Below are 25,781 nucleotides of genomic sequence, written 5' to 3'. Positions count from 1 at the left end.
ATTGAGCTGGCCGACACTCGACTCTTTTACGGAACCGACGATCTCCAGTGAAACCCTCAGTCTGGCGCTAGAGGCCAAATATGCGGAAACGCAACGATTGCATCATCACCTGCATCGTTTGGTGAAAAGTTTTCCGTTGCCTGCCTTGCTCTATAACCGCAAAGGGCGGATTGTGACGGCTAACCATGAGGCCCATGTGCTGATGGGAGGAATCGATTGGAAAAAGATGAACTGGCAAGTTCAGGATGTCTGGACAAGCCTGGGATGGCCACCAGTACCATTTTCCGATTGGAAGTGGAAGTCAGGCCGGATGTCCTGTTGGGATTGTCCGTTAGGGGGTATGGATCAACCGTCCAGTCTGACGGTTCGTTATCTCAAATACGAAGGGGATGCGCACAGTGGACGGACGGAACAGATTCAACGTTTGGCGACCATAGGAGAACAGGTTGGGCGGCTGGCGCATGATATTCGAAATCCACTGGCGAGTATTGAATGGTTTGCCACCCTTTTGGGGCGCGACAGTCCATCCGGCAAGGGACGTCAAGAGCTGGCGGATCAATTACTTCACGCCATTCGTTCATTAGATGGACTGGTCTCGAATCTCTTAACTTCCACCACGCCATTGAAGGGAAATCGGCAGTGCGTGAACCTCTTGGAACTGTTGGATGATGTGGAGCTCTTGGCCACGTTTCCCCTCAGAACCAAACGGCTGACCATTCACCGGCAGCGAGAAACCTCGCTTCTCGAGATCTTGGGACATGAGCAGTTATTAAAACAGGCACTCTTGAATCTGCTCCTGAATGCCATTCAGGCCTCTCCGCCTGATGGTCAAATTGAGATTCAGTGCCGGCGGACTTCTCGGCCGGCTCCGGGAAGTGACGTCTCCACCGGAGTCAATGGCGTGGCATTGAGTATTCGGGATGAAGGATGTGGCATGTCGGAAGAAGAACTCACCCGGGTTTTTCAGCCATTTTATTCGAAACGTCAGGGAGGGACCGGCCTGGGACTTCCGATCGTGAAAGACATTATGCAGGTGCATCAAGGCATGATTGAGATGGAGAGCCTGACCGGCAAAGGAACGACCGTCAAACTATTTTTTCCTCAATAAAGGAGATTGGCATGATCGATACCGAGGGTGGAGTGGGCCGGGGTATTCTGGTCGTTGAAGATGATGAACAGTTGCAATCGGCCCTGACTCACGCGTTGAGTCAGCATGGGTATGCCGTCACGGTTGCCAGAGATGGCTATGAAGGATTGGAGCGGATGGAACGTGAGGCCCCATGGCTGGTGCTAACTGATCTGAATTTGCCCGGCAAAGGAGGGATGGATTTTTTACGAGAAGTCCGAAGCCAGGGTTACCATATGCCGGTGGTGGTTATGACTGCCTATGGTGGAGTGGATGCAGCCGTCGAGGCCCTCAAATATGGAGCAACCGATTTTCTTCAAAAGCCATTTCCCCTTGATCGTCTTGAAAAATTAATAGACCAGTTGAAAGATGCGCAGCCTGTTTCGGGGCTGGAGGTTCTGAGGGAACAGGAACGATGCCGCCGTGAAGAGCCGCGTGAAGGATTTCTGACCAGGGATCCGAAAGTGTTGCACACTATCACCATGTTGGAGATGGTGGCGGCCAGCCCGGCAACCATTTTGATTCAAGGCGAAAGCGGGACGGGAAAGGAAGTCCTGGCCCGGCATGTCCATCGTCATAGTCCCAGGGCTTCTCAACCATTTGTGGCGATCAATTGTGCCGCCCTGCCCGAAGGACTCTTGGAAAGCGAATTGTTTGGGTATGAAAAGGGGGCCTTTACCGGCGCGCTGGCGAGACGATGCGGCAAGTTTGAATTAGCTCACCAGGGAACGTTGTTGTTGGATGAAATCGGAGAAATGAGTTTGGGATTACAAGCCAAATTACTCAGGGTCCTTCAAGAACGTGAAGTGGATCGCCTTGGCTCGAGGCAGCCGGTGCAGGTGGATGTGCGGGTGATTGCCACGACTAATCGGAATCTGGCGCAGGAAGTTCAGGCCGGCCGGTTTCGTGAGGATGTGTATTACCGGCTGAGTGTCATGCCGTTTACCATTCCCCCGTTGCGTGATCGCCCGGAGGACGTTCAATTATTGGCGGAATATTTTGCCAATCGGTCATTGCGGCGAAACCGGCGCACGCCGTGCGAGATTTCAGAAGAGGCGATGGCTTATTTGAAACGGCGGCCGTGGCGAGGAAACGTACGCGAACTGGAAAATGTGATTGAGCGGGGCGTGTTATTAGCGGGCAATGGGCCATTACTGATTGAGCATTTTCAGTTTGAAGAACCTATGTTGGCGGCCAATCATGCCAGTGTGCCAAGTGGGACTATCTGGGAAATGGAACGGGAACTTATTTTAAGAACTCTGGAGCGCCATGATGGAAATCGGACTCATGCGGCCAGGACATTGGGAATCAGTATTCGTACCTTACGGAATAAATTGCGGGAGTATCGACAGTTAAACGGGGGGCTTTCCCTGGGTATTTAGGAAAAGGCAATCGGAAGAACATCTGAATGCCTCACTTCTGCGGGTTGTGCGGAATAGCAGGAGTAGAGCGGAAAAAAATGCCGGTGCGGGCAAAAGTTTCCTTTAAGCCATTCACGATGTTCGGTGTGAGAGTTGAGGAGCGAGAGGAATGCGGGAGGATCTCATTTCTTCCCTTCCTGTTCACTCCTTACCGGTAATTTCTGGCATTGGTGTTGCTGCCTTGAGTGAGAGCGTCAAGGTTTGCGCGGACCGGCAGCAGGATAATACAGATGAAGACACAGGAGAACATGACAACCGGGAAGGAGAAAAAGCCATGATGATTTCCCCGTGGGATGAAGGCACGCGACTCTTTGAGCGGTCACTGGATGTCCGGAGCGGCATTCAGGAAACGATTGCCTCCAACATGGCCAACGAAGAAACGCCGGGCTACAAGTCCAGGGTCCTGCCCTTCCACGAAACCTTCAATGCGGTTCTTCGAGGGGATGGTCCCTTGGAGTCAGTCGTCACCAATCCGAAACATGTGCGCACTGCCTCAGAGGATTCCCGGATATTTCAGCACACCATCAAACAGGATGCGGGAGCCGGGTTAGACGAGAATACTGTGAATTTGGAAAAAGAAATGACCCTGATGGCGGAAAATACCTTGATGTATATGGCGGTCAGTCAATTCTTAAAAGGGCGCTTCGATGGCTGGAATGCAGCCATTGATGGAGGTAGTGGGGGTAGGTGAACCCCCTTGAGCCCAGGGTTCCGATTACGCTGATCCCAGGAAAACCGAGAAAACAAGTGAAACGGGAAGTTGCTGAAGATGAGAAGGGTTGGAAGATCTGATATGGGTATTGGAAAAAGGAGGTTACGATGAATATTGATCGAGTGTTTTCGGTCGTGGGGTCCGCCTTGGATGCCCAGCGGCAGCGATTAAATATCATTGCCAGCAATTTGGCCAATGCGGAATCCACCCGGACGCCGGAAGGGGGACCATACATCAGACGTGATGTCGTGTTTCAAGCCTCACCGGCAGAGCAGCAGTTTTCCAATGTATTTGCCAATGCCTTTGGCGACCAGTCCGGACCATCCGGCGTACGGGTGACGGATGTGATCCAAGACGAGCGACCGTTAAGGACTCTGTACGATCCCAGTCATCCCGATGCGGATGAACAGGGGTATTTACACCTACCCAATGTAAATCCGATCGAGGAAATGGTCAATCTCATGTCGGCGACCCGCGCCTACGAGGCCAATTTAGCCGTGATGGAAACCGGCAAGACTATGACGCTTCGTGCATTAGAAATGAGTCGTTAAGGCTCTTCAATACTGAAGGAAGGAGAACGGCGAAATGGACTATCTTCCGATAAAAAGCATTGAGGGTGTTTCAGAACCGTTTGGGGTCACCCCGCTCCAAGGCCCAGCTAGTCAGGACCAGGGATTCGGGGATCTCTTGAAAAAAGCGGTGGAGTCCGTCAATACCATGCAGCATGAGGCCGGACGTTTAGAAGATGCCGTCGCCCGTGGAGAGGACGTTAACATCCATCAAGCGGTCATTGCCGGAGAAAAGGCCGGTTTATCATTTAAGCTGTTAATGCAGGTCAGAAATAAAGTGATTGATGCGTATCAGGAAATTATGCGGATGCAAGTGTAAGAAATGGTTGAGCGGACGCTAATGCCGATCATGGCGGAGACCACAATGAGAGAGAGCCGGCACCGGTCATATCGAGTACGACTCATCGGTATACGACTGGGGCCTATAATTCTTCTATCGAGAGCGTTGAGCAAAACCCGTTAACCTTATGGACAGTCTCCTTAGTAATTTTCAGGCCCTAACTTTAACGCAGCGGATCGGTGTGGTCGTTGTCCTGGCCTTGGCCCTGGCGACCATACCGATGTTGATGATGGTCGGAAGAGCCCCTGAATTGGTGATCCTGTTCTCCCAGCTCAATCCCGACGATACGCGAGCGATTATCCAAGAACTTGGCAAGCAAGGCGCCGTCTATGAGGTGGGTGAAGGCGGGAATACGATTAAAGTTCCGGCCGAACGGGTGCATGAGTTGCGACTCCAGCTGGCGTCGTTGGGACTTCCTGAATCGGCTGGAGTGGGATTTGAAATTTTCGATCGAACCGGGCTGGGCGTGACGCCTTTTACGCAACAAATGAATTATCGGCGCGCGCTTCAAGGAGAACTGGCTCGGACCATTGGCCAATTATCCCAAGTTGAGCGGGTACGCGTGCATCTGGTGATGCCTGAGAAGCGTCTATTCGCGACGGAACAAAAACCAGCCCAGGCTGCCGTGGTTTTGACGCTCAAGCGGGGGGCTCCTCTTGGTGGCACGCAGGTTCAGGGGATCGTGCATTTGGTGGCTAGTAGCGTTGAAGGATTAGAGCCCAGCCAGGTGACGGTCGTGGACAATCATGGCCAGGTGCTCAGTCAAAACTCTGCGGATAGTGACGCCCAACTGACGGCTTCTCAAATTGAAACTCAACGACGGGTAGAACGGGATCTGGAGCAACGGGTGCAGACGATGTTGGACCAGGTCTTGGGCCGGGACAAGTCGGTGATTCGGGTCACCGCGCCGTTGGAGTTTCGGCAAATCGAAATCACCGAAGAAAGCTTTGACCCCAATAGCCAGGTGGTACGGAGCGAAAATCGGAGTCAGGAGAAGGTGCTGGAATCCGGTTCGACCCATGGGGGACCGGGTGTTCCTGGTGTCAGGAGCAATGTGCCCAGCGAGCTCAAGGCAGGTAACGGAACCGAGCAAAAAGAAGCCAAACGAAAAAATGAAACATTGAATTATGAAGTCAATCGTAAAGTGAGCAAAATCATTGAACCGACCGGCGCCATTAAGCGGTTAAGCGTGGCGGTCTTAGTGGACGGGACCTATGAGGCGGCTCAGGGGGCTGAGGGTCAGGCGACTGAGAATACGGCGGAAAAAAAATATGTGCCACGGCCTGAACAGGAAATCCAGAATCTGGTCCAAATTGTGAAAAAAGCGGTCGGATTCTCGGAAGAACGGGGGGATCAAATCGAAGTCATCAATGTGCCATTTGAATCTCCCGCCATCCTTGAGGGTGAGGAGAGTATGACGGCAGGTGTGCAATCGTTCCTGGCCACCTGGGGTGGATTTCTGAAGCCCATTCTCTTTTTCTTCCTGGGAGTGATGGTGTTGTGGTTTGTGGTTCGACCGATGGCGCTGAATCTCACGAAGCCCACCGCAGCCGCGGTGGTCCTGCCACACAAAGGATTGCCGGCTACCGTGACCGAGTATGAAGCGGAAATTTCCGAAACTCCACAGGAGCAAGCCATTAAGCTGGCAGCAGATAATCCGGCTTCCGCCGCGCAAGTGATTCGAACCTGGATTAAAGAAGAACAGGGAGAAAAGGTTTAATCCGTGAATAGCCAGTTGTCCGGATATGAAAAGGCGGCGATTTTGTTGCTTGCCATTGGGGAGAGTGCCGCGGTGGAAGTCCTGAAAGTGCTCGACCAAAAAGACATCCGGCAAATCGGCGCGTATTTGGGGGCGTTGGTCAATGTGGGACAGGACGAACATCGATTGGTATTAAAAGAATTCCGGGAATTGGCGGGAACATCCGGTCTGTCGGTGGAAGGCAAAACCTATCTCTCAAAAATCCTCAATGCTGCCCTGGGAAAAGATAAAGCCCGTCGTATTCTGAGTTCCCTGAACACGTCGGAGAATGCCGGATTTGAAACCTTAAAATCCCTCGATGCGGCATCAATTGCGAATTTACTGGCCATTGAACATCCACAAACAGGCGCATTAATTCTGGCCAATTTAGAATCCGATCATGCGGCTCAAATTTTGTCATTGCTCCCCGCAAATAAACGGGATGCCATTGTCTACCGGTTAGCCACCACAGAAGAAGTCTCGCCCAATATGTTGGACGAATTGAATGCCGTGCTTCAGGAGGAATTGCGTCTGGGTTCCTCCAAAAATGCCGTGGCCGTGGGCGGGACCGGACTGGTGGCCGAAATCCTGAATTCTGTAAAACGCAATGTGGAAGGGGAAATCCTGACCTCCCTGGAAAGCAAAAATCCGGAGATCGCCGAAGAAATCCGTGGGAAGATGTTTGTGTTCGAAGATCTGGAAAATGTCGATGATCGCGGGATGCAGGAATTGTTGCGTGAAGTCAGCAAAGAAGAATTACTGCTGGCTCTGAAGCCGATCGATGGTCCACTTCGGGATAAATTCTTTAAGAATATGTCCAGTCGAGCGGCGGAATCTCTCAAGGAAGATATGGAGACTCGGGGCCCGGTCAAGCTGAGTGATGTGGAAACTGCTCAGCAGAACATTATTAAAACCGTTCAGCGCCTGGCCGGTGAGGGCCGCGTAGCTTTGGGAGGAAAGGGTGAGGAGCAAATGGTCTAAGGTGCGCCCGCTTATGGAACAGGATGACGCAGTCAAACGTTTTCAAATGGTGGAATTAGTCCACAAAAGTGCGAAGCAGCGCGCCGAGGAGGCCCAGCCTCATGATTGCCGGGAGCTCCAACAAGCCGCGTTTGAGCGGGGACGCCAGGCCGGGATCGCCGAGGGGCGTGCCCAGTGTCAAGCCCAAGTGGAGGAGGAGGTCAAAAGGGCGCTTCGATTAGCTAATCAAATTGGTCGGGCTCGGGTGATCGCGTTGGAAGAACATGAACGGGATATTGTGGAGGTCGCGCTGGCGATTAGCAAAAAAATTCTATTACGGGAATGTGAGATCGATAAAGAACTCGTGGTTCGGCAAGTGCGTCAGGTTCTTGGACTGCTTCCCGAGAAAACGTTAGTGACGCTGAAAGTCCACCCGCAAGACTTCAAAATTTTAGAGCCCCTTCGACACACATTACGACCGGAGTGGGCCGATGGCGATCATCTGGCGCTTGAAGCCTTTGATGAGGTGGACCCTGGAGGATGCCTGGTTGAGCAGGCCGGCCTCCTGTTCGATGCCAGGCTGACTCAACAACTGGCAATTGTAGCCAGTGAATTCGGATTGGAAGCACCCCGGTCATGAGCCTCGCCACGATTCAACAGCGTCTGGACGACATTGCTCCTGTGACGATTACCGGACGCGTCGTCAAAGCCGTGGGGCTGACTCTGGAAGGCACCGGCTTGGGAGCTTCGGTCGGCCAGCGATGCCATATTTTCAACAAACGAGGTCAGTCGATGATGGAGGGAGAAGTCATCGGGTTTCGGGAGCAACGTGTGGTGGTCATGCCGTTTGGAGCTGTACGCGGCATCGCCGCCGGAAATCTCATTCGCTACGATCCGACCTCTCCACGATTATTGGTTGGGCCTCAAATGTTGGGGCGAGTCCTGGATGGGCTCGGGCAGCCGTTAGATGATAAAGGGCCGCTGTCCCGTAGCCGCCGCTATGCCCTCTATGCCCCCGCTCCGGCGCCCATGCTCCGGGAACGCATTACTACACCAATGGATTTGGGCGTACGAGCCATCAATGCCCTGCTGACCTGCGGGGTCGGCCAAAAGCTCGGGATTTTTGCCGGAAGCGGAGTCGGGAAAAGTGTCTTGATGGGAACGATGTGCCGGCACACGTCTGCGGATGTGAACGTGATCGCATTGGTGGGTGAGCGAGGTCGGGAAGTCAGGGAATTTCTGGAACGGGATTTGGGACGGGAAGGGCTCCGCCGCTCGGTGGTGGTGGTGGCCACCTCCGATCAATCGCCGTTAGTCCGGGTTCGGGCGGCGTTTGTGGCCACCGCCATTGCCGAATTTTTTCGGGATCAGGGCAATCAGGTTCTGCTCCTGGTTGATTCCCTCACACGGTTGGCACATGCGCAACGGGAGGTGGGGCTGGCTGCCGGTGAACCGCCAACGACCAAAGGGTATCCGCCATCTGTCTTTACGCTCTTTCCTCAGGTCTTAGAGCGGGTGGGGCCGGTGGGCACGGGATCCATTACCGGTCTGTATACGGTGCTTGTTGACGGTGACGATTTAAACGATCCCATTGCCGATTCCATCCGGTCCATTTTAGACGGACACATTGTGTTGACACGTCGGTTGGCGATGCAGGGACACTTTCCCGCGATCGATGTCCTGCAAAGCGTGAGTCGGGTGATGTCGGATATCGCGTCGACCGCCCACCAGGATGCGGCCAGATTTCTGGTGCAGATGATGGCCGAATACCGGAATGCGGAAGACCTCATCAATTTAGGGGCGTATCAATTGGGGACGAATCCTCGACTCGATGCGTCGATTCACATGAAAGGACCGATCGATGCCTTTCTCAGGCAAACACGTGAGGAAGGGGTGGGAATACCGGAAAGCTGCCAGGGTCTCGAATTGTTGGCACAACAGGGCCGGCGTCTTCTTGAGAGAAAGGAAAAAACCGTATGAATTGGACGACATTACTCCGATTTCGAAAGCAAGTGGAAGACCTCGCCCGCGAAGAAGTGGTCTTGGCGGAGTGGGAAAAAAGTCAGATTGTCTCGAAACGGGATGACCTGATGGTTGAAATCGAAATGGTGGCCACTGAATTGGACCAACGTATACGAGAGGGTATCGACAATATGATTGCCGAGCAACGCTATCAGTGGTTGGATCAGATCAGTACGGCCATCGAACAACAAAGCCAACAGATTCAAATCGCGGAAGCCAAGCTCGTTGATTTACGGGCCACATTAAAAAAGGCCCATCATGCCAGACGTGTGGTGGAGTTGGTGATCGCCAAGAAGGAGGAAGAGGTCATGCAAAAAATCGCCACACAGGAACAACAGATGCAGGAAGATGTGACGGCTCATGCGTATGCCACTTCTCAACTTGAAGAAATAATCCAATAGGGAATGGAAATATGTCAAAAAAAATATCTGTTCAGCCTATGCATGCCCTTGACCATCAACCCAACAATGGAGCCTTCAACACGTTTCGGAATGGGAGCACGCCGGGGAACGAAAGGAATGAGGGGAGGTCAGGGGAAACAAGGCATCTTTTGGTTTCACGCTATACGCCTCACTCCTCCCGTTTTCCGCTTCGCGCTTCACAGACCCAAAAACGCGGCTGGCGGCAATTTTCAACACTCCTGAGTAGAACAATGTTGCCTAGTCGATCTCTCATTGTGTGGTGGGTGTTGGCCATGATCTTGTGGGCCACCACGGTTGGGTCCGTTCAGGAAACCCCGGAGGTGGGAACAACGGATTCATTTGAAAATCAAGCGGTTGAAAATGAGGGGAATGAGGAAGCGCCCAGTGCAGAAACCACATTATTGGAACAACTGCAAGCGCGTCTCAAAGAGGTGGAAGAGAGGGAACGTGGTTTGCAACAACGTGAAGAACGGCTCATGGCACTCCAGCAGGATTTAGAGGCGCTGGCTGCACGACAAACCAAAGAGGGTAAACGGTTAGTGGGAGAGGCCTCTTCCCTTGCAGAAGAACAACGCCGATATGTGGAACAGGATCCGGCGTTAATTCATTTAATTAAAATCTATGAATCCATGGATCCCGAAGAAGCGGCGTTGCGAATCGCAGAAATGCGGGAAGGCTTAGCCTTGGATATTTTGGCCGCGATCAAAGACAAAAAAGCCGCGGGCGTGTTAGCAGGCGTCGAACCGGTCAAAGCGGCCAGATTGTCAGAAGGCCTAAGGCGATATCGAGACATTAAACTGAACCAACGCCAGAACTCCAAGATTCAGAATTAAACGATGATCAATGCCGTGCCATTCCTTTTCGGACCTCTGGAAAGTCCCCCACACGTGACCGGTCAGGCTGGTGGAGTCGGGCTGGATCAAGCGGGCTCCACGGAGAATCCTTCCAGAAATTTGTTTGCTGAAATTTTTCGTAACAAGACGACAGCGGCCTCTTTTCTGAACAGTGTATCCAGGACGAGGTCAGGGGAGGACGGAGGACGAGGGTTGAACCTGAATTGGCTTTTTGGCACCCAGGCCCTCTCTGGTGACACCCTCCCGTCCCTGTACCTGGCGAGTCTCTTGCAGAACAAGGGGCAAGGGGTAACCGAAGAAGGTGCCGTAGTGGGAAATTCGTCGATTCCCTTGAGAGCAGAAGGTGTGAATGGAAACAGTACGGGGGGCCAGGTGGAGAGCCAATCGGCGCAGTTCGAGCTCCTGCCCGGGAATGTGCCTCATAATGAATCTGTGGTCAATGGGAATGTGGCGCCCCTGGCATTCATCCAGGGAAAACCCGGCGGAGAGATAAGGCAACCTGCGGTATTGGGCATTCAGGCAGGCCTGCCCCTCCTGGCGGGCGCCCCTTCAAGTCAGACAGCAGTGAGAGGGAGCACGCCCGCCGATCAGAGGGGGGCTCCTCTCGTTTCCAAGGTCGATTCGGAACGGGTTCTCCAAAGTGCCCTCGCAGCGGTTGCTGGGAAGGCTGTCACAGAATCTGATGCGAATCAGCTGAATTCAGTGGACCGCGTCTTGAGCCCGGTTCAAGAAACCGGGTCTCGTCTGCTGCAAAGTCCTCCTTCACCGATGGGGCCGCCGCAGGAGTCACCCAAGCCTGCGAACACTCCAGTCAATCAGGCGTTCCAGGTTCCAAAGCCTTTTGAAGAAACGCCCGCAGGTATTGCGGATGCGGCTCAATTAAGTCAGAACCGATTGAAATACGTGAGCGGGGTTTTGTCCGTTTTGAGTGAATCGCCGGCGAACGGGAAGGAGTCCTCGATCGGGATTCCCCTGGACCGTCTTGCTGATGCCAATGCGTCTTTGACAGGCGATCGTTCAAGAGACGTCATGGAGGGAACAGGAAAAGCTGAGGGAGTCGATTCCAATGCCGGGCAGGGGCTCAATCATGGCATGGGCAATCCGACACATTCTCAGTCGGGCTTTCAGCAGTCCTCCTCTGCTTCTTCACCTGGACAGGCTGTTCGGATGGCGGAAGAGCGTGTCCCGGATCTTCCCGGCCCGGCGCTGCAACGCCTCCAAATGGAGGTGCAACTTTCCGAAACCAATCGAGTGCAGATTGATGTGGGCGTGCAACACCGGCAGGTCTATGCCAGTTTGTTAATGGATCACGCAACTTTGAAAAATCTGGCGGTCCAATTTGTTCCACAATTGGAAGAGCACCTGACACAGGGCGAGATGGAGTTGCAGGAATTTTCCGCGGAAGTCCGCGATCACCAGGGTGGGCAGGAATCGGACACACGTTCGGATTGGGCGGGAACGCAGACCAGCCAAGGGGGTACGACGTTCCTCCATCAGACACCAGGATCGCTCTCCCATAGGGCCGGGGGTGTTGAGGACCAGGGATTCCATTTGGTGGCGTGAAGAAAATGAAATGATGCACTTGTGTAAAGAAGGCTGGAAAAAATAGGAGCCCGAAATTATGGAAGTTACGCCGACACAATCAGGAACGAATGCCACGGCGACAGGCGGTGCCAATGTGCAAGCGGCGGTTTCGGCACTTGGATCGGATGTCTTCCTTCGGTTGTTAGTTACCCAGTTGCAAAGCCAGGATCCCACCAATCCGGTCCAGAATGAGGAATTTGTGGCGCAATTAGCCCAGTTCACCACGTTGGAGCAGGCCACGAGTACCAATAAACTCCTGGAAAAATTGATCGGCCAGGATACCCAACGGACACAATTAGATCTGGTGAATTTGATTGGACGGACGGTCGTGGCGCAGGGTGATACCGTCAGTATTGCCGGGGATGAACAGCCCACGCTGGGCTATGCCTTAAGCGGAGAGGCCAGGTCGGTCACCATCAAGGTGTTGGACTCGAACAAGCAGGTGGTTCGAACATTAGAATCCACAGATGTTCAAAAGGCCGGGGCCAACCAGGTTCAATGGGATGGGTTGAATGATTCGGGGGACCGGGTGCCGGAAGGGGTCTACCAGTTCATTGTGAAAGCCGAAGACGTGAATAAACAGCCCGTCCCGAATTTCACATTCGCTCGTGAACGCGTTATGACGATTGCCTTTGGGGCGGAGAATCCGGTCGTCCTGCAAAGTGGAAAAAGCTTACACACAGAGGACATTCTTTCAATTCTTTAAAGTGGACAGTTGTAGGGGAAACAGCATTAGATTGGTCAATCGAGAAACAAGGAGTACACGCCAATGGGAATTACCTCAGCATTTTTTGCCGCGACCAGTGGAATTAACGCGACCAGCCGAGCGCTCAGTGAGATTGGAAACAATATCGCCAATGCGCAAACGATCGGCTATAAGAGCCGGTCGGTCTCGTTTGGCGATCTCTTTGGAGCCACGATCGGCGGTGGAGGGACCAGTACGGCTTTAGTGGAAGGTCGTGGCGTGCGGGTGTTGGGGATCGATCCGAGCTTTACGCAAGGGTCGCTTCAGACGACGTCCAATGCCTTGGACCTGGCCATTGATGGTGACGGATTTTTCCGGGTGAGTGATGCGACCGGAAATATTTTCTACTCCCGTGCAGGCCAATTTGATATTGATTCACAAGGAAACCTGGTAAACCCGGCCGGTCTGCGGTTGCAAGGTGATCAAGCGGATGATACGGGACTTCTAACTGGGAGCATTGGTAACTTAACCTTAACCACCACCACGCAACCAGGGGTCCAAACATTGGATGTCGCAATGTCCGGGCGTCTGGCTGCCGATGCTCCAGTCAATACCTACACCACAGCACAGGTGCTCGATCCAATAACGAATAAGGGGTTATTCCCAGGTAATACTTCGGTCCGGGTATTCGACTCAGTGGGGGTTGGGCATGATTTGCAAATATACTTCGCCCAAACGGCGGAAAATGTTTGGGAGTATAGTGTATTGGCTCAAGGCAATGAGGTAAACACGGATCCGGCTGTTCTTCCCCCGGCCAACTACAATGCCACAACGAATAATGCGTTGGTGGCAGACGGAACTTTAACTTACACAAGCGATGGGTTTCTAAGCCTAGAAAGTGGGACCACTTATTACAGTGGTGCAGGAAATGGTATTGATTTCCTTGGAGCGACAGCGCAGCAGGCAATCGCATTTGATTTTGGAACGAGCATCACGGAAGGAGGAGCCGGCACTGATGGGCTGTTACAGCAAGGCAGCTCTTTGAATCAAAATGCCTTAGTGCTGGACACCCTATCTCAAGACGGGTTTGGCCCAGGGGCACTTGCGGGAACTTCCATTGGTGAGGATGGGGTGATTACGGGCCGATTTGATAATGGAACCACCCGGACATTGGGACAGGTTCGACTCACCCGGTTTATTAATCCTGATGGGCTGCAACCGATTGGACGAAATTTGTTTATTCAATCCGGTGATTCGGGAACACCCTTGGACGGGGTGCCCGGCACGGGGGCATTTGGCAAGGTGTCGGCAAGCACGCTTGAAGCCTCCAATGTGGATTTGGGTGAAGAGTTAGTGAATATGATTACCATGCAGCGTGGATTCCAGGCGAATTCACGAATCATCACCACCACCAACGATCTACTTGGAGAACTGGTGAATCTGGCCCGTTAGATTTTGACTGAGCATGTGAGTGATCAAGCCCCCAGGCAGGTGTTCCTGCCTGGGGCTTTTTTTTGCGTGAGCGGCCTAGTGAGTAATGCGGTTGAAGATCGTGAGGCGTCAGGGATGAGGAGAGAAAACTAAAAAGTCAGGAGTTAGTAGGCAGGAGTCAGGAACCAGAAGAAAGGAGGCCTATCCAACTCCGCCTTTTTTACGCCTCACCCATGACTTTTTACTCCTTACGCCTGACTCCTCACGCTTCATGCCTTACCCCTCACGTCTGAGGCTTTAAGTCTTCACGATCCCTTTCGATGTTCCCACAGTTGTCATGCTGAGCCTGGCGAAGCATCTGGCTAAGCTGTGGGCCGGTCGAGCTGGGCACAGATCCTTCGCTTCTCTCAGGATGACAAGGCCAGAGGTGGCGCTCGCGGAGGGGTGAACAAGTAAAGAGTAGGTCGAAAAAGTGTGCATGACATCATTTGCTGAAGGCATCTTTTCTCATCACTTCTGACTCCTCACTACTTAATCCTCGCGCCTGGCTCCGCAAGCCTAACACCGTAGGCCGTATGTTTTACGTCTCACCCCCTCAGGTTCCCTAGACGAACCTGTCAAAGGTTCCCGCGAATTGCCAGGAAAATGACGAAATGGCAGGTCTCGTATTGTGGCAGGGCATAGGAGATGTAAGGCGCGACTGTGGAAGAAACATATGCATATTCATTGCGTTACAGGAATAGCCCCAGCGTGTCTACGTAGAAAAGTGGAGTGGCACAAAGGTTGCTGACTTGGGAAGTGGAACGTGAGGGTCCAATAATTTCTTAGCGTGTGAGGTTGATGTATGGCTGAAGAAGATGCCAAAGAGGAAGCCCCCGTCAAAGCCGGGGCAGGAAAAAAAATGCTGTTGATCGCTATCGCTGGCGTTCTTCTTCTCGGAGGAGGAGGAGGCGCAGCCTGGTATTTCATGAGTGGGCAAGAAGAGAAGCCGGCCGAGCACGACGAGCATGCCAAAGCCGAGACAGGTCATGAAGAGCCAGGGCCGGTGATGGAGTTAGAACCATTTTTGCTGAATTTGGCGGATCGGGAGGAGCTGCGATTTTTAAAAGTAAGTATCAAACTTGAGTTAGACCGGCCTGAAGAAAAAACAGATTATCAACACAAAATCCCGGCCATTCGCGATGCGTTGCTGGTGTTACTGAGCAGTAAAGAATCGCACTTACTCAGAACAGTGAACGGAAAGCGCCGGGTGCGTGAAGAAATTATGACGCGGGTGAATGGCGTCATGAGTAAAGGAAAAGTCGCTAATGTATATTTTACTGATTTTATTATTCAGTAGGGCGTGAGGAAAAAAAGCGTAAGAGGTCTGGAGTCCGGAATCAGAAAGAGGAGAGAAGAGACAGCAGGGCTGTTTCTTTGTGCCACGTCCCAACATGGAAAAAATTCTTAGTCAGGATGAAGTTGATGCCCTTCTTCGGGGAGTGTCCGATGGCGGCGTGGAGACGGAACCTGAAGATCCAGTAGATGCCGGACTACAGGACGGACCGGTTCCATATGATTTGGGGAATCAGGAATGGGTCGTTCGCGGGCGAATGCCGACCCTGGATGTGATTCACCAGCAATTTTCTCGGGGGTTCCGCCTCTCTTTGAGCGACGTCCTTCGTAAAACCGCCGAGGTGACGGTTACGAACCAAACGGTGATGAAGTTCGGGGAGTTCACCAAACGTCTTCCCATCCCGGCCTACCTCCAGATTATCTCCATGGACCCTCTTCGCGGTTTGGCAATGATCGCGACGGATGCGGCGACGGTGTATTTGCTGGTTGATCATTTTTTCGGGGGAGCCGGCCAGACCCATGTCAAGCCGGAAGGGCAGGACTTTACCATTATTGAGCAGCGCGTGATGAAGAAGGTCATGCTGATGGGTTTGGGGAATCTCCAAAAAGCCTGGGACCCTGTCCAAAAACTCCTCATCAATGCGGTTCGGGTAGAAATGAATCCCCAGTTGGCCGCCATTGTGTTACCGGCGGATATCGTCATTGTGGTCACCCTGGGCATTGAATTAGGCAATTCGGTGGGGGATCTGCACCTCTGTCTTCCCTATGCGATGTTGGAACCGATTCGCGAACGTCTGCAGGTGAGTTTTCAGGGAGACTCGTTTGAAACGGATCATGGTTGGTTGAAACGATTTTCAGCCAGGCTGAAGGAAGCCTATGTCACCTTGTCCGTGTGTTTGGGAGAAACGGAAATCTCGGTGGAGGAGTTGATGCAATTTTCTCCCGGCGATGTGATCGGGTTGAATCAAGGGACCACCCAGCTACTCACAGCCACAGTGGAAGGGGTCCCAAAGTTTCTAGGTTCTCCCGGAACGACAAAGGGCATGCAATCATTTCTGATCAAGGACATCATTCTGACGAGAGAGTAAGAGCCGGTGAACGCGATGAGGGGCCGGCCAGTCACTGACTGTTGAAACCCGGAGATGAACGATGAGTGAAGACGACAACATCGACATGGACACGTTTGATGCTGAGAAGGAAATGATGGAGGCGTTAGCGCAGGAAGCCGCTGCGAAAGAACAAGACGCGGCGGCGAAAAAACAGGAAGTGGCGGCGAGTCCCAACAGTCATACGCCACAATTGAATTCGCCTCAGGATCAGAACTTAAATCGAATCTTAGATATTCCGTTGGTGCTCTCTGCGCAATTGGGCAATACCCGCATGTTGATTAAGGACTTATTGCAGTTAGGACCGGGTTCCATCGTTGAATTGGATAAACTCGCCGGTGAACCGTTGGAAGTGTTGGTGAATGAGCGGTTAGTCGCGCGTGGTGAAGTGGTGATGGTAAATGAGAAGTTCGGTATCCGCCTCACGGACGTGATTAGCCCGACCGAGCGTGTGAATAAACTTCGATAAGAACGAAAGGGTGAAGGGTAAAGATGGAAGGGAAAAGGGAGAAGTAAATAAATAAAAAGGAGAGAACCAGGAAAGGAAATCTTTGGCTGGTTCTCCTTACACCTTACTTTTTACTTCAGACTTTCAACTAGAACATTATGGATCTCACCCATGAAGCGCTCAAAATGGCTGGCACCCTGGCCCTGGTGGTCCTGGTCCTTCTTGGAGGATTAGCCTGGGTTCGGCGCACGTTCGGGGAATTGCCGGGAAAGAGCGGCGATCCGGTGATGCGCATTTTAGGCGGACTCCGGGTCGGGGCGGGAAAGCACATCATGCTCGTGGAAGTGGCCGGAGAAGTATTGGTGTTGGGGACGACGGCACGAGAGATGACGTTGCTGACGACCGTTGTGGATGCCGACCGGATTCATCGGCTCCGCTCCATTGGGAATCCGCTAGTCGGGCCGCTAGGGGCCTGGTTGGGACAGTGGACCCGGCAGGCATTTGAGAAGTCCCAACGAGGATCGGTGACCTCCGAACCGCCCAATCGAATGTCCAAAAGCGTCACACCGGTGAGGGGAGAAGAGCGGTCGTGAACAACCTCCTTTGCGGGTTTCGTGGAAGACCGGACTTTTGGCGACTCTCAGGCATGAGTCTGGTCTTGGGACTGCCGTCCTCGGCCTTTGCCCAGGCCACCAAGGATCCCGCGATCAGTTTGCAGGTATCCGGATTGGACGGGACCGAACCATGGACCTTCGGGCTTCGTATCCTCTTTCTCCTGACGGCCTTAACTCTTGCGCCGGCCCTGTTGATGTTGGTGACGGCATTTACACGCGTCGTGATTGTTCTGGGTCTTCTTCGTCAAGCCTTGGGGACCATGCATGCACCGCCGAATCAGGTGATGATTGGATTGGCCATGTTTTTGACGCTGTTTATTATGATGCCGGTGTGGGAACAAATTCGTGTTGAGGCTCTTAATCCGCTATTGGAGCAGCAGGTGACACAGGAAGTAGCGCTTGATCGGGCCAAGATTCCCTTAAGAATGTTCATGCTGAAACAAGTACGGGAAAAGGATTTAACCTTGTTCGTGGAGATGGCGAAAGTTCCTCACCCGCAGACGCCTGATGATATCCCGTTCCATGTCCTGGTGCCGGCGTTTGTCACGAGTGAATTGCGAACGGCGTTTCAAATCGGGTTTTTGATTTATGTGCCTTTTCTTGTGATCGATATGATTGTCGCCAGTATTTTAATGTCCATGGGGATGATGATGCTGCCACCAATCATGATTTCGCTGCCGTTTAAATTGGTGTTGTTTGTCTTGGCTGATGGATGGTTTCTGGTCGTGGGAGCGCTGATGAATAGTTTCCAATAGGAAAATGCCGTCAGATGTGAAGATTGAGGCGTAAGGGGTGTATCGGATGCCGGGTTGCAACGATCGATGTTCTCTTCCGTTCCTCTTTTTGTATGCCTCACGGTTTTTCTTCACGACTAATCGAGTGGTTTTTACGGCAAGACTGAAAGGGGCAAGGAGATGACAACCGAAAGTGTCCTGAGCATCGGTCAGGAGGCGATTCAAACAATCCTGCTTGTGGCGGGACCAATGTTGGGTCTCAGCTTACTGGTCGGTCTCTGCGTGAGTGCCTTTCAAGCCATGACACAAATTAACGAAATGACCCTCACGTTTTTGCCAAAGGTTGCCACCATGTTTGTGGTGCTCTTGGTTACCTTCCCCTGGATGGTGGAAATTCTTGTGGGATTCATGACGGGGGTATGGGCCAGGATACCCCAGTTTGCCCAATAATCGAGGGAGTCGAACTGCCGCATGTATCAGAAAGATGTCCGGTAACCGGTGTTGCAATGGGAAATGGCGATCCAGCAAGTGTGGCAATTCGTGGTCGTGCTTGTTCGCACGGCCGTTATCTTGTCGGCGTTACCGTTGCTGGGTGGGCAATCGGTTCCGAGTCGCATCAAAATCGGCATGGCGGTGATCATCGCCATTTTGTTGATGCCCATCGTGACGTTTACCCTTCCTCCCAATTGGTTGCAACCTGGAAATCTAGTGATCGCCTTGGGTGCCGAATTGCTCGTCGGTCTGGTGTTAGGTTTGGCCCTGCGATTACTCATGACGGCGGTGGAACTGGCGGGAAGTGTGATGGGCTTTCAAGTGGGGTTTGCCATGGCCGGAGTGTTGGACCCTGTCACGCAAGTGGAAACTCCGGTGTTCGGGCAATTACTGACCATTCTGGCAACCCTTCTGTACTTTCAAGTCGACGGGCATCATTTGGTGTTGTTGGCGTTAGGTAGTAGTTTTCTGTTGATCCCTCCCTTTGGCGCTCATTTGAGTGCCCCCCTCCTGAGTGATGTGACCGGAGTGATTCAACGCACCTATGACACGGGAATGAAGCTGGCCTTTCCCGTGATGGGGGCCACATTTTTGGTTCATTTCATCATGGGGATTCTTGGCCGGCTGGTTCCCCAGATGAACGTGATGCTCACCAGTTTTCCCATTACGATCGCGGTCGGTTTGTTGGTGTTAGGCCTGGGTTTGCCCTTCATCGCCTTGGTTTTCCAAGACTCCATTGTCGGATTGGAAACGATCTTGTGGGACTTACTACAGGAATTAGGGCATGGCTGAGAACAAAGACGGGGCGGATAAATCAGAGCAACCGAGTCCGAAACGTTTAGCGGAGGCTCGACGCAAGGGCCAGGTGCCCATGACCCGGGAATTGCCCTCGTTGTTTGTCTTGTTGGGTGGGGTTGGGCTGCTTTCTCTGTGGGCGCCTCACGCGTTTGTCCAATTTTTTGATCATTACCGACAGTGGTTGGCCCAAGCTGGAACTCTTCAGTTAGATGCGCAGTCCACACATGTCCTGTTGTTAAATATTGCCTATCAGGCCTTTGTTCCCCTGATTCCATTCGGGCTCCTGGTTGGGGTATTTGCCTTTCTCGCCATTATTCTGCAAACGGGACCGCTGTGGATTGAAAAGGCCTTGCAACCCAAGCCGTCCAAATTGAATCCCTCCAATGGATTGAAGCGCATTTTCTCCTGGAAAGGGGTCGTCGATCTTTTAAAGTCCTTGCTCAAATTAGCAAGCGTGAGTGGTATTGCCTATCTGATTCTGTCTCATAACCTGCTCGCGATTGTTCAACTTCCCCTCCTTGAGTTAACGGAGGCGGTTGGGGGTGTGTGGGGTCTCCTGGAGAATATTATGTGGTCGGTCGGAGGGTCGCTGCTCCTGTTGGCGATCATCGATTTTGTGTATCAGCGGTGGCAGCATACCGAAGATCACAAGATGACCAAACAGGAAGTCAAAGACGAGTCAAAGGATGTGGAAGGTGATCCGCAAATTCGATCCCGCCGGCTTAGTTTACAACGGGAACGTGCCCGACAACGAATGTTGCAGGCGGTGCCTAAAGCCGATGTGGTGATTACCAACCCTACTCACGTGGCTGTGGCGCTCAGGTATGAAACAGGAAAAATGGACGCACCGGTGGTAGTTGCGAAGGGCGCAGGATTTATGGCGGACAAGATTAAACAAATCGCGCGTCATGCGGGAGTGCCGATTATTGAAAATCGCAGTTTGGCTCGAGGACTGTATAAGGCAGTGAAAATCGGTCAGGAAGTGCCCAGTGCATTGTATCAGGCGGCCGCTGAGGTGTTGGCCTACGTGTATCGCCTGAAGAAAATGCATGAGGGAACGTAAAGGGGTAACGCATGATGGGCGGAGAATGTGGAAAGATCAAGGATTCATTTTTCTGTCTCCTTACTCCTCATTCTCTTCCTGTTTCGCCTCACGAGGTTGAGGAGAGTTATGTGGAAATAAATTACAACCCTATGCAACAGCGGTAACGGATCAAGGCACGTATGGCATTTGATTCTCAAAAATTACGAGACGAACTGACTCCCGCGCATTATGGGGATGTCCTCTTGCCGATCGGAGTGGTGGGGATGCTCCTCCTCATGCTCTTACCCCTTCCCTCTTTTCTTTTGGATCTGTTTTTATCCTTTAGCATTACGCTGGCTGTCTTGATTTTACTCGTGACCATGCATGCCGGGCGCCCGGCGGAATTCTCCGTCTTCCCCTCGGTGGTGTTACTCACCACGTTGTTCCGGCTTGCGTTAAACATTGCTTCGACAAGGGCCATTCTCATGCATGGGAACGAAGGCCCCGCTGCAGCCGGACAGGTCATTGCCGTGTTTGGGGAGTTTGTGGTCGGGGGGAATTATGCGGTGGGCATTGTGGTCTTCTCCATTCTGGTCATTATCAATTTTGTCGTGATCACCAAGGGCGCCACCCGTATTGCTGAAGTCGCCGCGCGGTTTACCCTGGATGCGATGCCCGGTCGGCAGATGAGTATCGATGCGGATTTGAATGCGGGGATCATTGACGAAGGCGAAGCGCGGAAGCGCCGGGAGGCCATTTCCCAGGAGGCTGATTTTTACGGATCGATGGACGGTGCCAGTAAGTTTGTTCGTGGCGATGCGATTGCCGCGCTGCTCATTATCTTCATCAACGTCATTGGTGGGTTGGGCATCGGTGTGCTGGAGCACGGGATGTCCATCATTGAAGCCGCTAAACGCTTCACCCTGCTGACGGTCGGGGACGCCATTGTGGCTCAAATCCCTGCCCTGATTATGTCGACGGCCGCCGGTATCATCGTGACGAGGGTTTCGACCAAAACCAGCCTTGGACGTGATTTAACCGATCAAATTTTTTTCAATCCCCATCTTGTGGCGGCCGTGGCCGGCATGTTGTTCTTTTTAGGATTTCTTCCCGGGCTGCCGCATGTCGCATTTTTGATGTTGGGATCGATGACCGCCGGTCTTGCGTACGTACTGTGGAATCAGAAGCAAGAAGCCGCTCGCCTGAAAAATCTCCCCAAGAAAAAAGATCCGGCGATCTCCGCCAGCACGGAATCGGTGGATTCCGTGACTCCTCCCGACCTTATGGAGTTGCATGTCGGGTATGGACTTGTGCCGTTTGTTGATCAAGCTCAGGGAGGAGAGTTGCTAGAACGGATTCGGGCTATCCGGCGACAAACGGCTCTTGATATGGGATTTGTCGTGCCCGCAGTCCATATCCGGGATAATCTTCAGCTCAAACCGCATGAGTACAACATTTTATTGAAGGGAATTCAGGTGGCCAAGGGAGAATTGGTGCCTCGACATTTATTGGCCATCAATCCCGGTCATGCCAAAAAGGGTCTGCAAGGAAAGCCGGGAAAGGATCCCTGTTTTGGATTGCCGGCCGTCTGGATTGCTCCGACAGAAAAAGAGCGTGCTCAAATGGATGGCTATACGGTCGTCGATGGACCGGCCATTATTGCCACGCATATGACCGAATTTATTAAAACGAATGGGCATGAATTGCTGGGTCGGCAAGAGGTCCAGAATTTGCTGGATAACCTCGCTAAGACGTATCCCAAGGTGGTGGATGACTTGATTCCGACGCAAATATCGTTAGGAGCGGTGGTGAGAATTCTCAAGAATCTCTTGCGGGAACGAGTGTCGATCCGCGATTTACGGACTATTTTGGAGACTGTTGCCGATTACACCACTCAGAGTAAGGATCCTGACACCCTGACCGAATATGCTCGGCAAAATTTATCCAGAACGATTTCGTCCCAATACGCCAATCCCGACGGATTGCTGCAGGTGATTAGCCTGGATCCGATGTTGGATCGCCGCTTGATGGAGGCGATGCGGCCGAGTGGTAATGGAGAGCAAGGTGGATTGCCTCCCAGTTTGTTGAATCAGGTGATTCTGTCGGTCCGTCAGGCCATTGAGCGAGTCGTGAGCCAAGGATATCAACCCGTGCTGTTATGTTCCCAGTCGATTCGATCCCAACTGTATCGCTTAGTCTCGCCGGGCGTGCATGCGCTGGCGGTACTTTCTCCGAACGAGTTGGACCCTAAAACCCAAATTCAAGCTATTGAAGTTGTGAGGATGCCACATGAAGCTGAAACGGTTTGAAGCCCTTTCATTACAAGAAGCTCTCCAAGCGGTAAAAGCCGAACTGGGACCTGAGGCGGTCATCGTCTCGTCGCGTCGTATTCAAAAAGGGGGGGGCTTGTTCGGTCTGCTTAGTCAGTCCGTCATTGAGGTCACCGCGGCGGTGGATCGTTCGGCTCAGGCGGAGGAAGGTCCTGCCGCACGTGTTGATCGATCCCTTCATTCCCTTATGGCCAAACGGTTTGTGCCGGAGGAGCCGGTTCGTCAACCGGGACAACCGAAAACGGATAACAGTTTTTCGGAGGCTCTTCAGGTGGCGACCGTGCTCGATCCGGTGACTCAGAACCTCCAGGAGATGCGCCAGGAAATTCAACGGTTGCGGGAAGAACAACACGATCCTGAACGGGTGTTAGGGCCCTTGCGACAAGAATTAGAAGGCTTGCGGATTGTGGTGGGACAAGTCCTGGAAAGCCAGATGGACAAACGTGTTGAGGGGTTACCTGGAGACGTAATGGACGTCTACCAGTCCCTGGTGAGTCAGGGCGTGAATCCTCAGACTGCGCATCATCTGATTCGTGGGGTAGTGGAAACGCTCGGGACAGCCGGCGTGGGAAATCGCGAAGCCATGAAAAGTCTGTTGTGGGAACGAATGGAAGAGACCGTAGCCGTCTCGGGTCCATCGGTGTCCAAGCATTATGGCCAAAAAGTGATGATGATGGTTGGGCCGACCGGCGTGGGAAAAACGACGACTATTGCCAAGCTGGCAGGATTGGCCCGTCAACAGGATGAGCATCGGCGAACCGTGTTGATTACGTTGGATACGTATCGTGTGGCAGCGGTAGAGCAACTTCGGGTGTTTGCAAAAATTTTAAAAATTCCCTTGGAAGTGGCCGTGTCCCACAAGGATTTTATGGAATGCATGGGACGACATCAGCATGCGGATTTGCTGTTGATTGACACCGCGGGGCGAAGCCCCAAGGATCAAGCCGGGTATGATGAATTACTCGCGATCACCAGGGGACAATTACATGTCGAAACGCATCTGGTGTTAGCCGCTCCGATGGCCGAGTCGGTGCAGATGGACACCATTCGCCGCTATCAATCGGTTCCTATCCATAAGCTCATCATAACGAAACTGGATGAGGTTTCCATGGGCGGCGGTCTGTATAACGTCTTGTCACAGACGGGACTGCCGGTCTCGTATCTCTCTGCCGGACAGCGTGTGCCTGAAGATTTAGCTATCGCCACCCGAACACGCCTCGTTGAATTGGCTTGGGGTCATTCACCAGGTCAGGTCCTTCAAGAACATGTGCCGTTGACGGGGGTGGCGCACTAATGGCCGGGTCATTATCCACACCGGTTCTGGTGCCTGACGTCTCGGCGCAACGACGACTGGATCAAGCCAGTGGATTGCGTGCCGCCATGACCTCCAACCCACAGGATCCTTCACGGATTCAGGTGATTGCGGTCAGTTCCGGAAAAGGTGGGGTAGGAAAAAGTAATGTCGTCGCGAATTTAGCGGTGGCTGCGGCTCGGCAGGGACGGAAGGTCTTGATTATGGATGCGGATCTCGCCTTAGGAAACGTTGACATCCTCCTGGGCCTGACTCCGCAATATACGATTGAGGACGTGCTCTCCGGGGAGCGAGGCTTGAAGGACGTCCTCGTGACCGGGCCCGAAGGTATTCGCCTGTTGCCGGCGACCTCCGGAGGTCAGGCCTTTACTCAGCTGACGCATGAGCAGCAACTCCATTTGCAATCGGCGTTTCTTCAGTTGGCGTCTCCGCCGGATTTGCTGCTCATTGATTGTGCGGCAGGAATTTCGGCCAATGTGCTGTACTTTAGTTTGGTGGCCCACGAAACACTGGTGGTGGTATCGCCCGACCCGACGTCTCTGACTGATGCGTATGCCCTGGTCAAAATCCTTTCGACCCGCTATCACTTACGGACTTTCCGCATGCTGGTCAACAAAGTGAAGCATACCCAGGAAGGCAAAGATGTGTTTCGGAAGTTGAGTTTGGTGACGGATCGGTTTTTAAATATTTCGCTCGATTACCTCGGCTGTGTTCCCGCAGACGACTATGTGACGATGGCCGTGGCACAACAACGCGCGGTGTGCGATGTCTATCCGCGCGCCCCGGCGAGTCGAGCCTTTTCTTCGTTGGTGAAGACCCTCAATGATTGGAGAGGAGATTGTTCCTGGCAGGGGGGCTTTCAACTGTTCGGTCCTGCTGCCTTGGGAGCCACTCGAACTGTGACGGAAGGATAACGTATGAAACGTGGCGCGGTAACAACGGTTTCAGAGAGCCCGGTTTCGGAAAAACCGGCATCGTCCAATCCGACGAAACTTTCCCTTTCCACGCAGGAACGGGAGACGTTGGTTCAGGAATTTTTGCCGGTGATTAAATACATGGCTATGCGAATGGCCATGCGGGCGTCGAGTGGGCTCAATGTGGAAGATCTCATGAGTGCCGGGATGGTCGGGCTTCTGGATGCCCTGACGAAGTTTGATCCCTCACGGGAAATAAAATTTCGTACCTATGCCGAGTTTCGTATTCGTGGAGCGATGCTCGATGAAATTCGGGCCATGGACTGGGTCCCGCGATCGCTTCGGGAACGCATCGGGAAAATTCAGCATGCGGCCAATGAATGGACGAAACGCAAAGGGCGGCCACCGACGGAGGATGAGCTTGCAGAATCCTTAGGCATGGAAGCGCAAGAGGTGGACGAGACTCTTCTGCAAGCCAAAGGGGCCGTCGTGTTAAGTCTCGATGATTTGGGCTCCAATGATGAAGACTCTCATCCCATCTTGGATGCGCTGGCGGATCGAGACCAACCCTCGCCGTTGGAAACTTTGGTGTCGGAGGATGCTCGCCAAGCGTTGGTCGATGCCATTGAGCGATTGCCGGAACGTCAACGGCTGGTGTTGACCCTCTATTATTTTGAAGAGCTGACCATGAAAGAAATCGGCGTCGTGTTGCACGTCACGGAATCCCGAATTTGTCAGTTACATGCCCAAGCCATGATTCGTCTGAAGGCCCTTCTCCATACCCGGCTCGGTCCGTAGAAATGCTTGAGG

At 52.9% G+C, this 25,781-nt stretch carries 26 protein-coding genes; all 26 read left to right on the top strand.

What is annotated here, in order from left to right; translation table 11 throughout:
• Position 1 precedes the first annotated feature (1 nt).
• The 26 genes from LX98_RS11200 (at position 2) to LX98_RS11075 (ending at position 25,769) form a co-directional block, all read left to right on the top strand.
• Positions 2 to 1,108 (top strand): ATP-binding protein, encoded by a 1,107-nt coding sequence (locus tag LX98_RS11200; RefSeq protein ID WP_496428977.1) that lies wholly within the window; start codon positions 2 to 4, stop codon positions 1,106 to 1,108.
• 11 nt (positions 1,109 to 1,119) lie between these two features.
• Complete coding sequence (locus tag LX98_RS11195; protein ID WP_496428976.1) at positions 1,120 to 2,508, top strand: sigma 54-interacting transcriptional regulator; 1,389 nt, start codon at positions 1,120 to 1,122, stop codon at positions 2,506 to 2,508.
• A gap of 148 nt (positions 2,509 to 2,656) precedes the next feature.
• The gene (flgB, locus tag LX98_RS11190; RefSeq protein ID WP_496428975.1) at positions 2,657 to 3,238 is read left to right on the top strand and encodes a flagellar basal body rod protein FlgB; all 582 of its coding nucleotides are present in this window, start codon (positions 2,657 to 2,659) and stop codon (positions 3,236 to 3,238) included.
• 128 nt (positions 3,239 to 3,366) lie between these two features.
• Positions 3,367 to 3,810, top strand: coding sequence for a flagellar basal body rod protein FlgC (flgC, locus tag LX98_RS11185; RefSeq protein ID WP_496428974.1), 444 nt, complete (start codon positions 3,367 to 3,369; stop codon positions 3,808 to 3,810).
• 34 nt (positions 3,811 to 3,844) lie between these two features.
• Positions 3,845 to 4,147: a flagellar hook-basal body complex protein FliE gene (gene fliE / locus LX98_RS11180; RefSeq protein ID WP_496428973.1), complete on the top strand. Its 303-nt coding sequence runs from the start codon at positions 3,845 to 3,847 to the stop codon at positions 4,145 to 4,147.
• A gap of 148 nt (positions 4,148 to 4,295) precedes the next feature.
• The gene (fliF, locus tag LX98_RS11175; protein WP_496428972.1) at positions 4,296 to 5,888 is read left to right on the top strand and encodes a flagellar basal-body MS-ring/collar protein FliF; all 1,593 of its coding nucleotides are present in this window, start codon (positions 4,296 to 4,298) and stop codon (positions 5,886 to 5,888) included.
• A gap of 3 nt (positions 5,889 to 5,891) precedes the next feature.
• A complete protein-coding gene (gene fliG, locus LX98_RS11170; protein ID WP_442433782.1) occupies positions 5,892 to 6,887 on the top strand; it encodes a flagellar motor switch protein FliG in 996 nt (331 codons plus the stop codon).
• 13 nt (positions 6,888 to 6,900) lie between these two features.
• Positions 6,901 to 7,506 (top strand): FliH/SctL family protein, encoded by a 606-nt coding sequence (locus LX98_RS11165; protein ID WP_496428971.1) that lies wholly within the window; start codon positions 6,901 to 6,903, stop codon positions 7,504 to 7,506.
• Complete coding sequence (locus LX98_RS11160) at positions 7,503 to 8,846, top strand: FliI/YscN family ATPase (RefSeq protein ID WP_496428970.1); 1,344 nt, start codon at positions 7,503 to 7,505, stop codon at positions 8,844 to 8,846. Before LX98_RS11165 ends, LX98_RS11160 begins: the two co-directional genes overlap by 4 nt.
• On the top strand, positions 8,843 to 9,289 hold the full coding sequence (locus tag LX98_RS11155) for a flagellar FliJ family protein (protein ID WP_496428969.1): 447 nt from the start codon (positions 8,843 to 8,845) through the stop codon (positions 9,287 to 9,289). Before LX98_RS11160 ends, LX98_RS11155 begins: the two co-directional genes overlap by 4 nt.
• Positions 9,290 to 9,540: 251 nt before the next feature.
• The gene (locus tag LX98_RS11150; protein ID WP_496428968.1) at positions 9,541 to 10,143 is read left to right on the top strand and encodes a MotE family protein; all 603 of its coding nucleotides are present in this window, start codon (positions 9,541 to 9,543) and stop codon (positions 10,141 to 10,143) included.
• A 3-nt stretch (positions 10,144 to 10,146) separates the two neighbouring features.
• Positions 10,147 to 11,727: a hypothetical protein gene (locus LX98_RS11145; RefSeq protein ID WP_496428967.1), complete on the top strand. Its 1,581-nt coding sequence runs from the start codon at positions 10,147 to 10,149 to the stop codon at positions 11,725 to 11,727.
• 58 nt (positions 11,728 to 11,785) lie between these two features.
• On the top strand, positions 11,786 to 12,454 hold the full coding sequence (locus LX98_RS11140; protein ID WP_496428966.1) for a flagellar hook capping FlgD N-terminal domain-containing protein: 669 nt from the start codon (positions 11,786 to 11,788) through the stop codon (positions 12,452 to 12,454).
• Positions 12,455 to 12,517: 63 nt separating this feature from the next.
• Positions 12,518 to 13,885 carry a flagellar hook-basal body complex protein gene (locus tag LX98_RS11135; protein ID WP_496428965.1) on the top strand — a complete coding sequence of 456 codons (1,368 nt, stop codon included), beginning with the start codon at positions 12,518 to 12,520 and terminating at the stop codon, positions 13,883 to 13,885.
• Between the two features lie 823 nt (positions 13,886 to 14,708).
• Positions 14,709 to 15,203 (top strand): flagellar basal body-associated FliL family protein, encoded by a 495-nt coding sequence (locus tag LX98_RS11130; RefSeq protein WP_496428964.1) that lies wholly within the window; start codon positions 14,709 to 14,711, stop codon positions 15,201 to 15,203.
• A 79-nt stretch (positions 15,204 to 15,282) separates the two neighbouring features.
• On the top strand, positions 15,283 to 16,287 hold the full coding sequence (fliM, locus tag LX98_RS11125) for a flagellar motor switch protein FliM (RefSeq protein ID WP_496428963.1): 1,005 nt from the start codon (positions 15,283 to 15,285) through the stop codon (positions 16,285 to 16,287).
• Positions 16,288 to 16,348: 61 nt separating this feature from the next.
• Entirely contained in the window at positions 16,349 to 16,774 is a 426-nt protein-coding gene (gene fliN / locus LX98_RS11120) for a flagellar motor switch protein FliN (RefSeq protein WP_496428962.1), read from the top strand.
• Positions 16,775 to 16,938: 164 nt separating this feature from the next.
• Entirely contained in the window at positions 16,939 to 17,346 is a 408-nt protein-coding gene (locus LX98_RS11115; protein ID WP_496428961.1) for a flagellar biosynthetic protein FliO, read from the top strand.
• Complete coding sequence (gene fliP / locus LX98_RS11110) at positions 17,343 to 18,122, top strand: flagellar type III secretion system pore protein FliP (protein ID WP_496428960.1); 780 nt, start codon at positions 17,343 to 17,345, stop codon at positions 18,120 to 18,122. The genes LX98_RS11115 and fliP overlap by 4 nt, the downstream gene beginning before the upstream one ends.
• 159 nt (positions 18,123 to 18,281) lie before the next feature.
• On the top strand, positions 18,282 to 18,551 hold the full coding sequence (gene fliQ / locus LX98_RS11105; RefSeq protein WP_496428959.1) for a flagellar biosynthesis protein FliQ: 270 nt from the start codon (positions 18,282 to 18,284) through the stop codon (positions 18,549 to 18,551).
• A 48-nt stretch (positions 18,552 to 18,599) separates the two neighbouring features.
• On the top strand, positions 18,600 to 19,385 hold the full coding sequence (gene fliR / locus LX98_RS11100; RefSeq protein ID WP_496428958.1) for a flagellar biosynthetic protein FliR: 786 nt from the start codon (positions 18,600 to 18,602) through the stop codon (positions 19,383 to 19,385).
• Positions 19,378 to 20,454, top strand: a complete 1,077-nt coding sequence (flhB, locus tag LX98_RS11095) for a flagellar biosynthesis protein FlhB (RefSeq protein ID WP_496428957.1) — start codon at positions 19,378 to 19,380, stop codon at positions 20,452 to 20,454. Before fliR ends, flhB begins: the two co-directional genes overlap by 8 nt.
• Before the next feature lie 161 nt (positions 20,455 to 20,615).
• A complete protein-coding gene (gene flhA / locus LX98_RS11090; protein ID WP_496428956.1) occupies positions 20,616 to 22,724 on the top strand; it encodes a flagellar biosynthesis protein FlhA in 2,109 nt (702 codons plus the stop codon).
• Entirely contained in the window at positions 22,705 to 24,039 is a 1,335-nt protein-coding gene (flhF, locus tag LX98_RS11085; protein ID WP_496428955.1) for a flagellar biosynthesis GTPase FlhF, read from the top strand. Before flhA ends, flhF begins: the two co-directional genes overlap by 20 nt.
• The gene (locus LX98_RS11080) at positions 24,039 to 24,971 is read left to right on the top strand and encodes a P-loop NTPase (protein WP_496428954.1); all 933 of its coding nucleotides are present in this window, start codon (positions 24,039 to 24,041) and stop codon (positions 24,969 to 24,971) included. Before flhF ends, LX98_RS11080 begins: the two co-directional genes overlap by 1 nt.
• Positions 24,972 to 24,974: 3 nt before the next feature.
• Positions 24,975 to 25,769 carry a sigma-70 family RNA polymerase sigma factor gene (locus tag LX98_RS11075; RefSeq protein ID WP_312640537.1) on the top strand — a complete coding sequence of 265 codons (795 nt, stop codon included), beginning with the start codon at positions 24,975 to 24,977 and terminating at the stop codon, positions 25,767 to 25,769.
• Positions 25,770 to 25,781: the final 12 nt, after the last annotated feature.

Source organism: Nitrospira marina (assembly GCF_059568365.1).
The sequence above is the reverse complement of the archived record's forward strand: the minus strand, read 5'-3'. Positions and strand labels throughout refer to the sequence as shown.

Excerpts from the sequence above, each read along its gene's own strand:
- LX98_RS11195 (WP_496428976.1), top strand. The coding sequence starts at position 1,120 with ATGATCGATACCGAGGGTGGAGTGGGCCGGGGTATTCTGGTCGTTGAA.
- flgB (WP_496428975.1), top strand. The coding sequence starts at position 2,657 with ATGCGGGAGGATCTCATTTCTTCCCTTCCTGTTCACTCCTTACCGGTA.
- flgC (WP_496428974.1), top strand. The coding sequence starts at position 3,367 with ATGAATATTGATCGAGTGTTTTCGGTCGTGGGGTCCGCCTTGGATGCC.
- fliE (WP_496428973.1), top strand. The coding sequence starts at position 3,845 with ATGGACTATCTTCCGATAAAAAGCATTGAGGGTGTTTCAGAACCGTTT.
- fliF (WP_496428972.1), top strand. The coding sequence starts at position 4,296 with ATGGACAGTCTCCTTAGTAATTTTCAGGCCCTAACTTTAACGCAGCGG.
- LX98_RS11165 (WP_496428971.1), top strand. The coding sequence starts at position 6,901 with ATGGAACAGGATGACGCAGTCAAACGTTTTCAAATGGTGGAATTAGTC.
- LX98_RS11160 (WP_496428970.1), top strand. The coding sequence starts at position 7,503 with ATGAGCCTCGCCACGATTCAACAGCGTCTGGACGACATTGCTCCTGTG.
- LX98_RS11155 (WP_496428969.1), top strand. The coding sequence starts at position 8,843 with ATGAATTGGACGACATTACTCCGATTTCGAAAGCAAGTGGAAGACCTC.
- LX98_RS11150 (WP_496428968.1), top strand. The coding sequence starts at position 9,541 with ATGTTGCCTAGTCGATCTCTCATTGTGTGGTGGGTGTTGGCCATGATC.
- LX98_RS11145 (WP_496428967.1), top strand. The coding sequence starts at position 10,147 with ATGATCAATGCCGTGCCATTCCTTTTCGGACCTCTGGAAAGTCCCCCA.
- LX98_RS11140 (WP_496428966.1), top strand. The coding sequence starts at position 11,786 with ATGGAAGTTACGCCGACACAATCAGGAACGAATGCCACGGCGACAGGC.
- LX98_RS11135 (WP_496428965.1), top strand. The coding sequence starts at position 12,518 with ATGGGAATTACCTCAGCATTTTTTGCCGCGACCAGTGGAATTAACGCG.
- LX98_RS11130 (WP_496428964.1), top strand. The coding sequence starts at position 14,709 with ATGGCTGAAGAAGATGCCAAAGAGGAAGCCCCCGTCAAAGCCGGGGCA.
- fliN (WP_496428962.1), top strand. The coding sequence starts at position 16,349 with ATGAGTGAAGACGACAACATCGACATGGACACGTTTGATGCTGAGAAG.
- LX98_RS11115 (WP_496428961.1), top strand. The coding sequence starts at position 16,939 with ATGGCTGGCACCCTGGCCCTGGTGGTCCTGGTCCTTCTTGGAGGATTA.
- fliQ (WP_496428959.1), top strand. The coding sequence starts at position 18,282 with ATGACAACCGAAAGTGTCCTGAGCATCGGTCAGGAGGCGATTCAAACA.
- flhB (WP_496428957.1), top strand. The coding sequence starts at position 19,378 with ATGGCTGAGAACAAAGACGGGGCGGATAAATCAGAGCAACCGAGTCCG.
- flhA (WP_496428956.1), top strand. The coding sequence starts at position 20,616 with ATGGCATTTGATTCTCAAAAATTACGAGACGAACTGACTCCCGCGCAT.
- flhF (WP_496428955.1), top strand. The coding sequence starts at position 22,705 with ATGAAGCTGAAACGGTTTGAAGCCCTTTCATTACAAGAAGCTCTCCAA.
- LX98_RS11080 (WP_496428954.1), top strand. The coding sequence starts at position 24,039 with ATGGCCGGGTCATTATCCACACCGGTTCTGGTGCCTGACGTCTCGGCG.
- LX98_RS11075 (WP_312640537.1), top strand. The coding sequence starts at position 24,975 with ATGAAACGTGGCGCGGTAACAACGGTTTCAGAGAGCCCGGTTTCGGAA.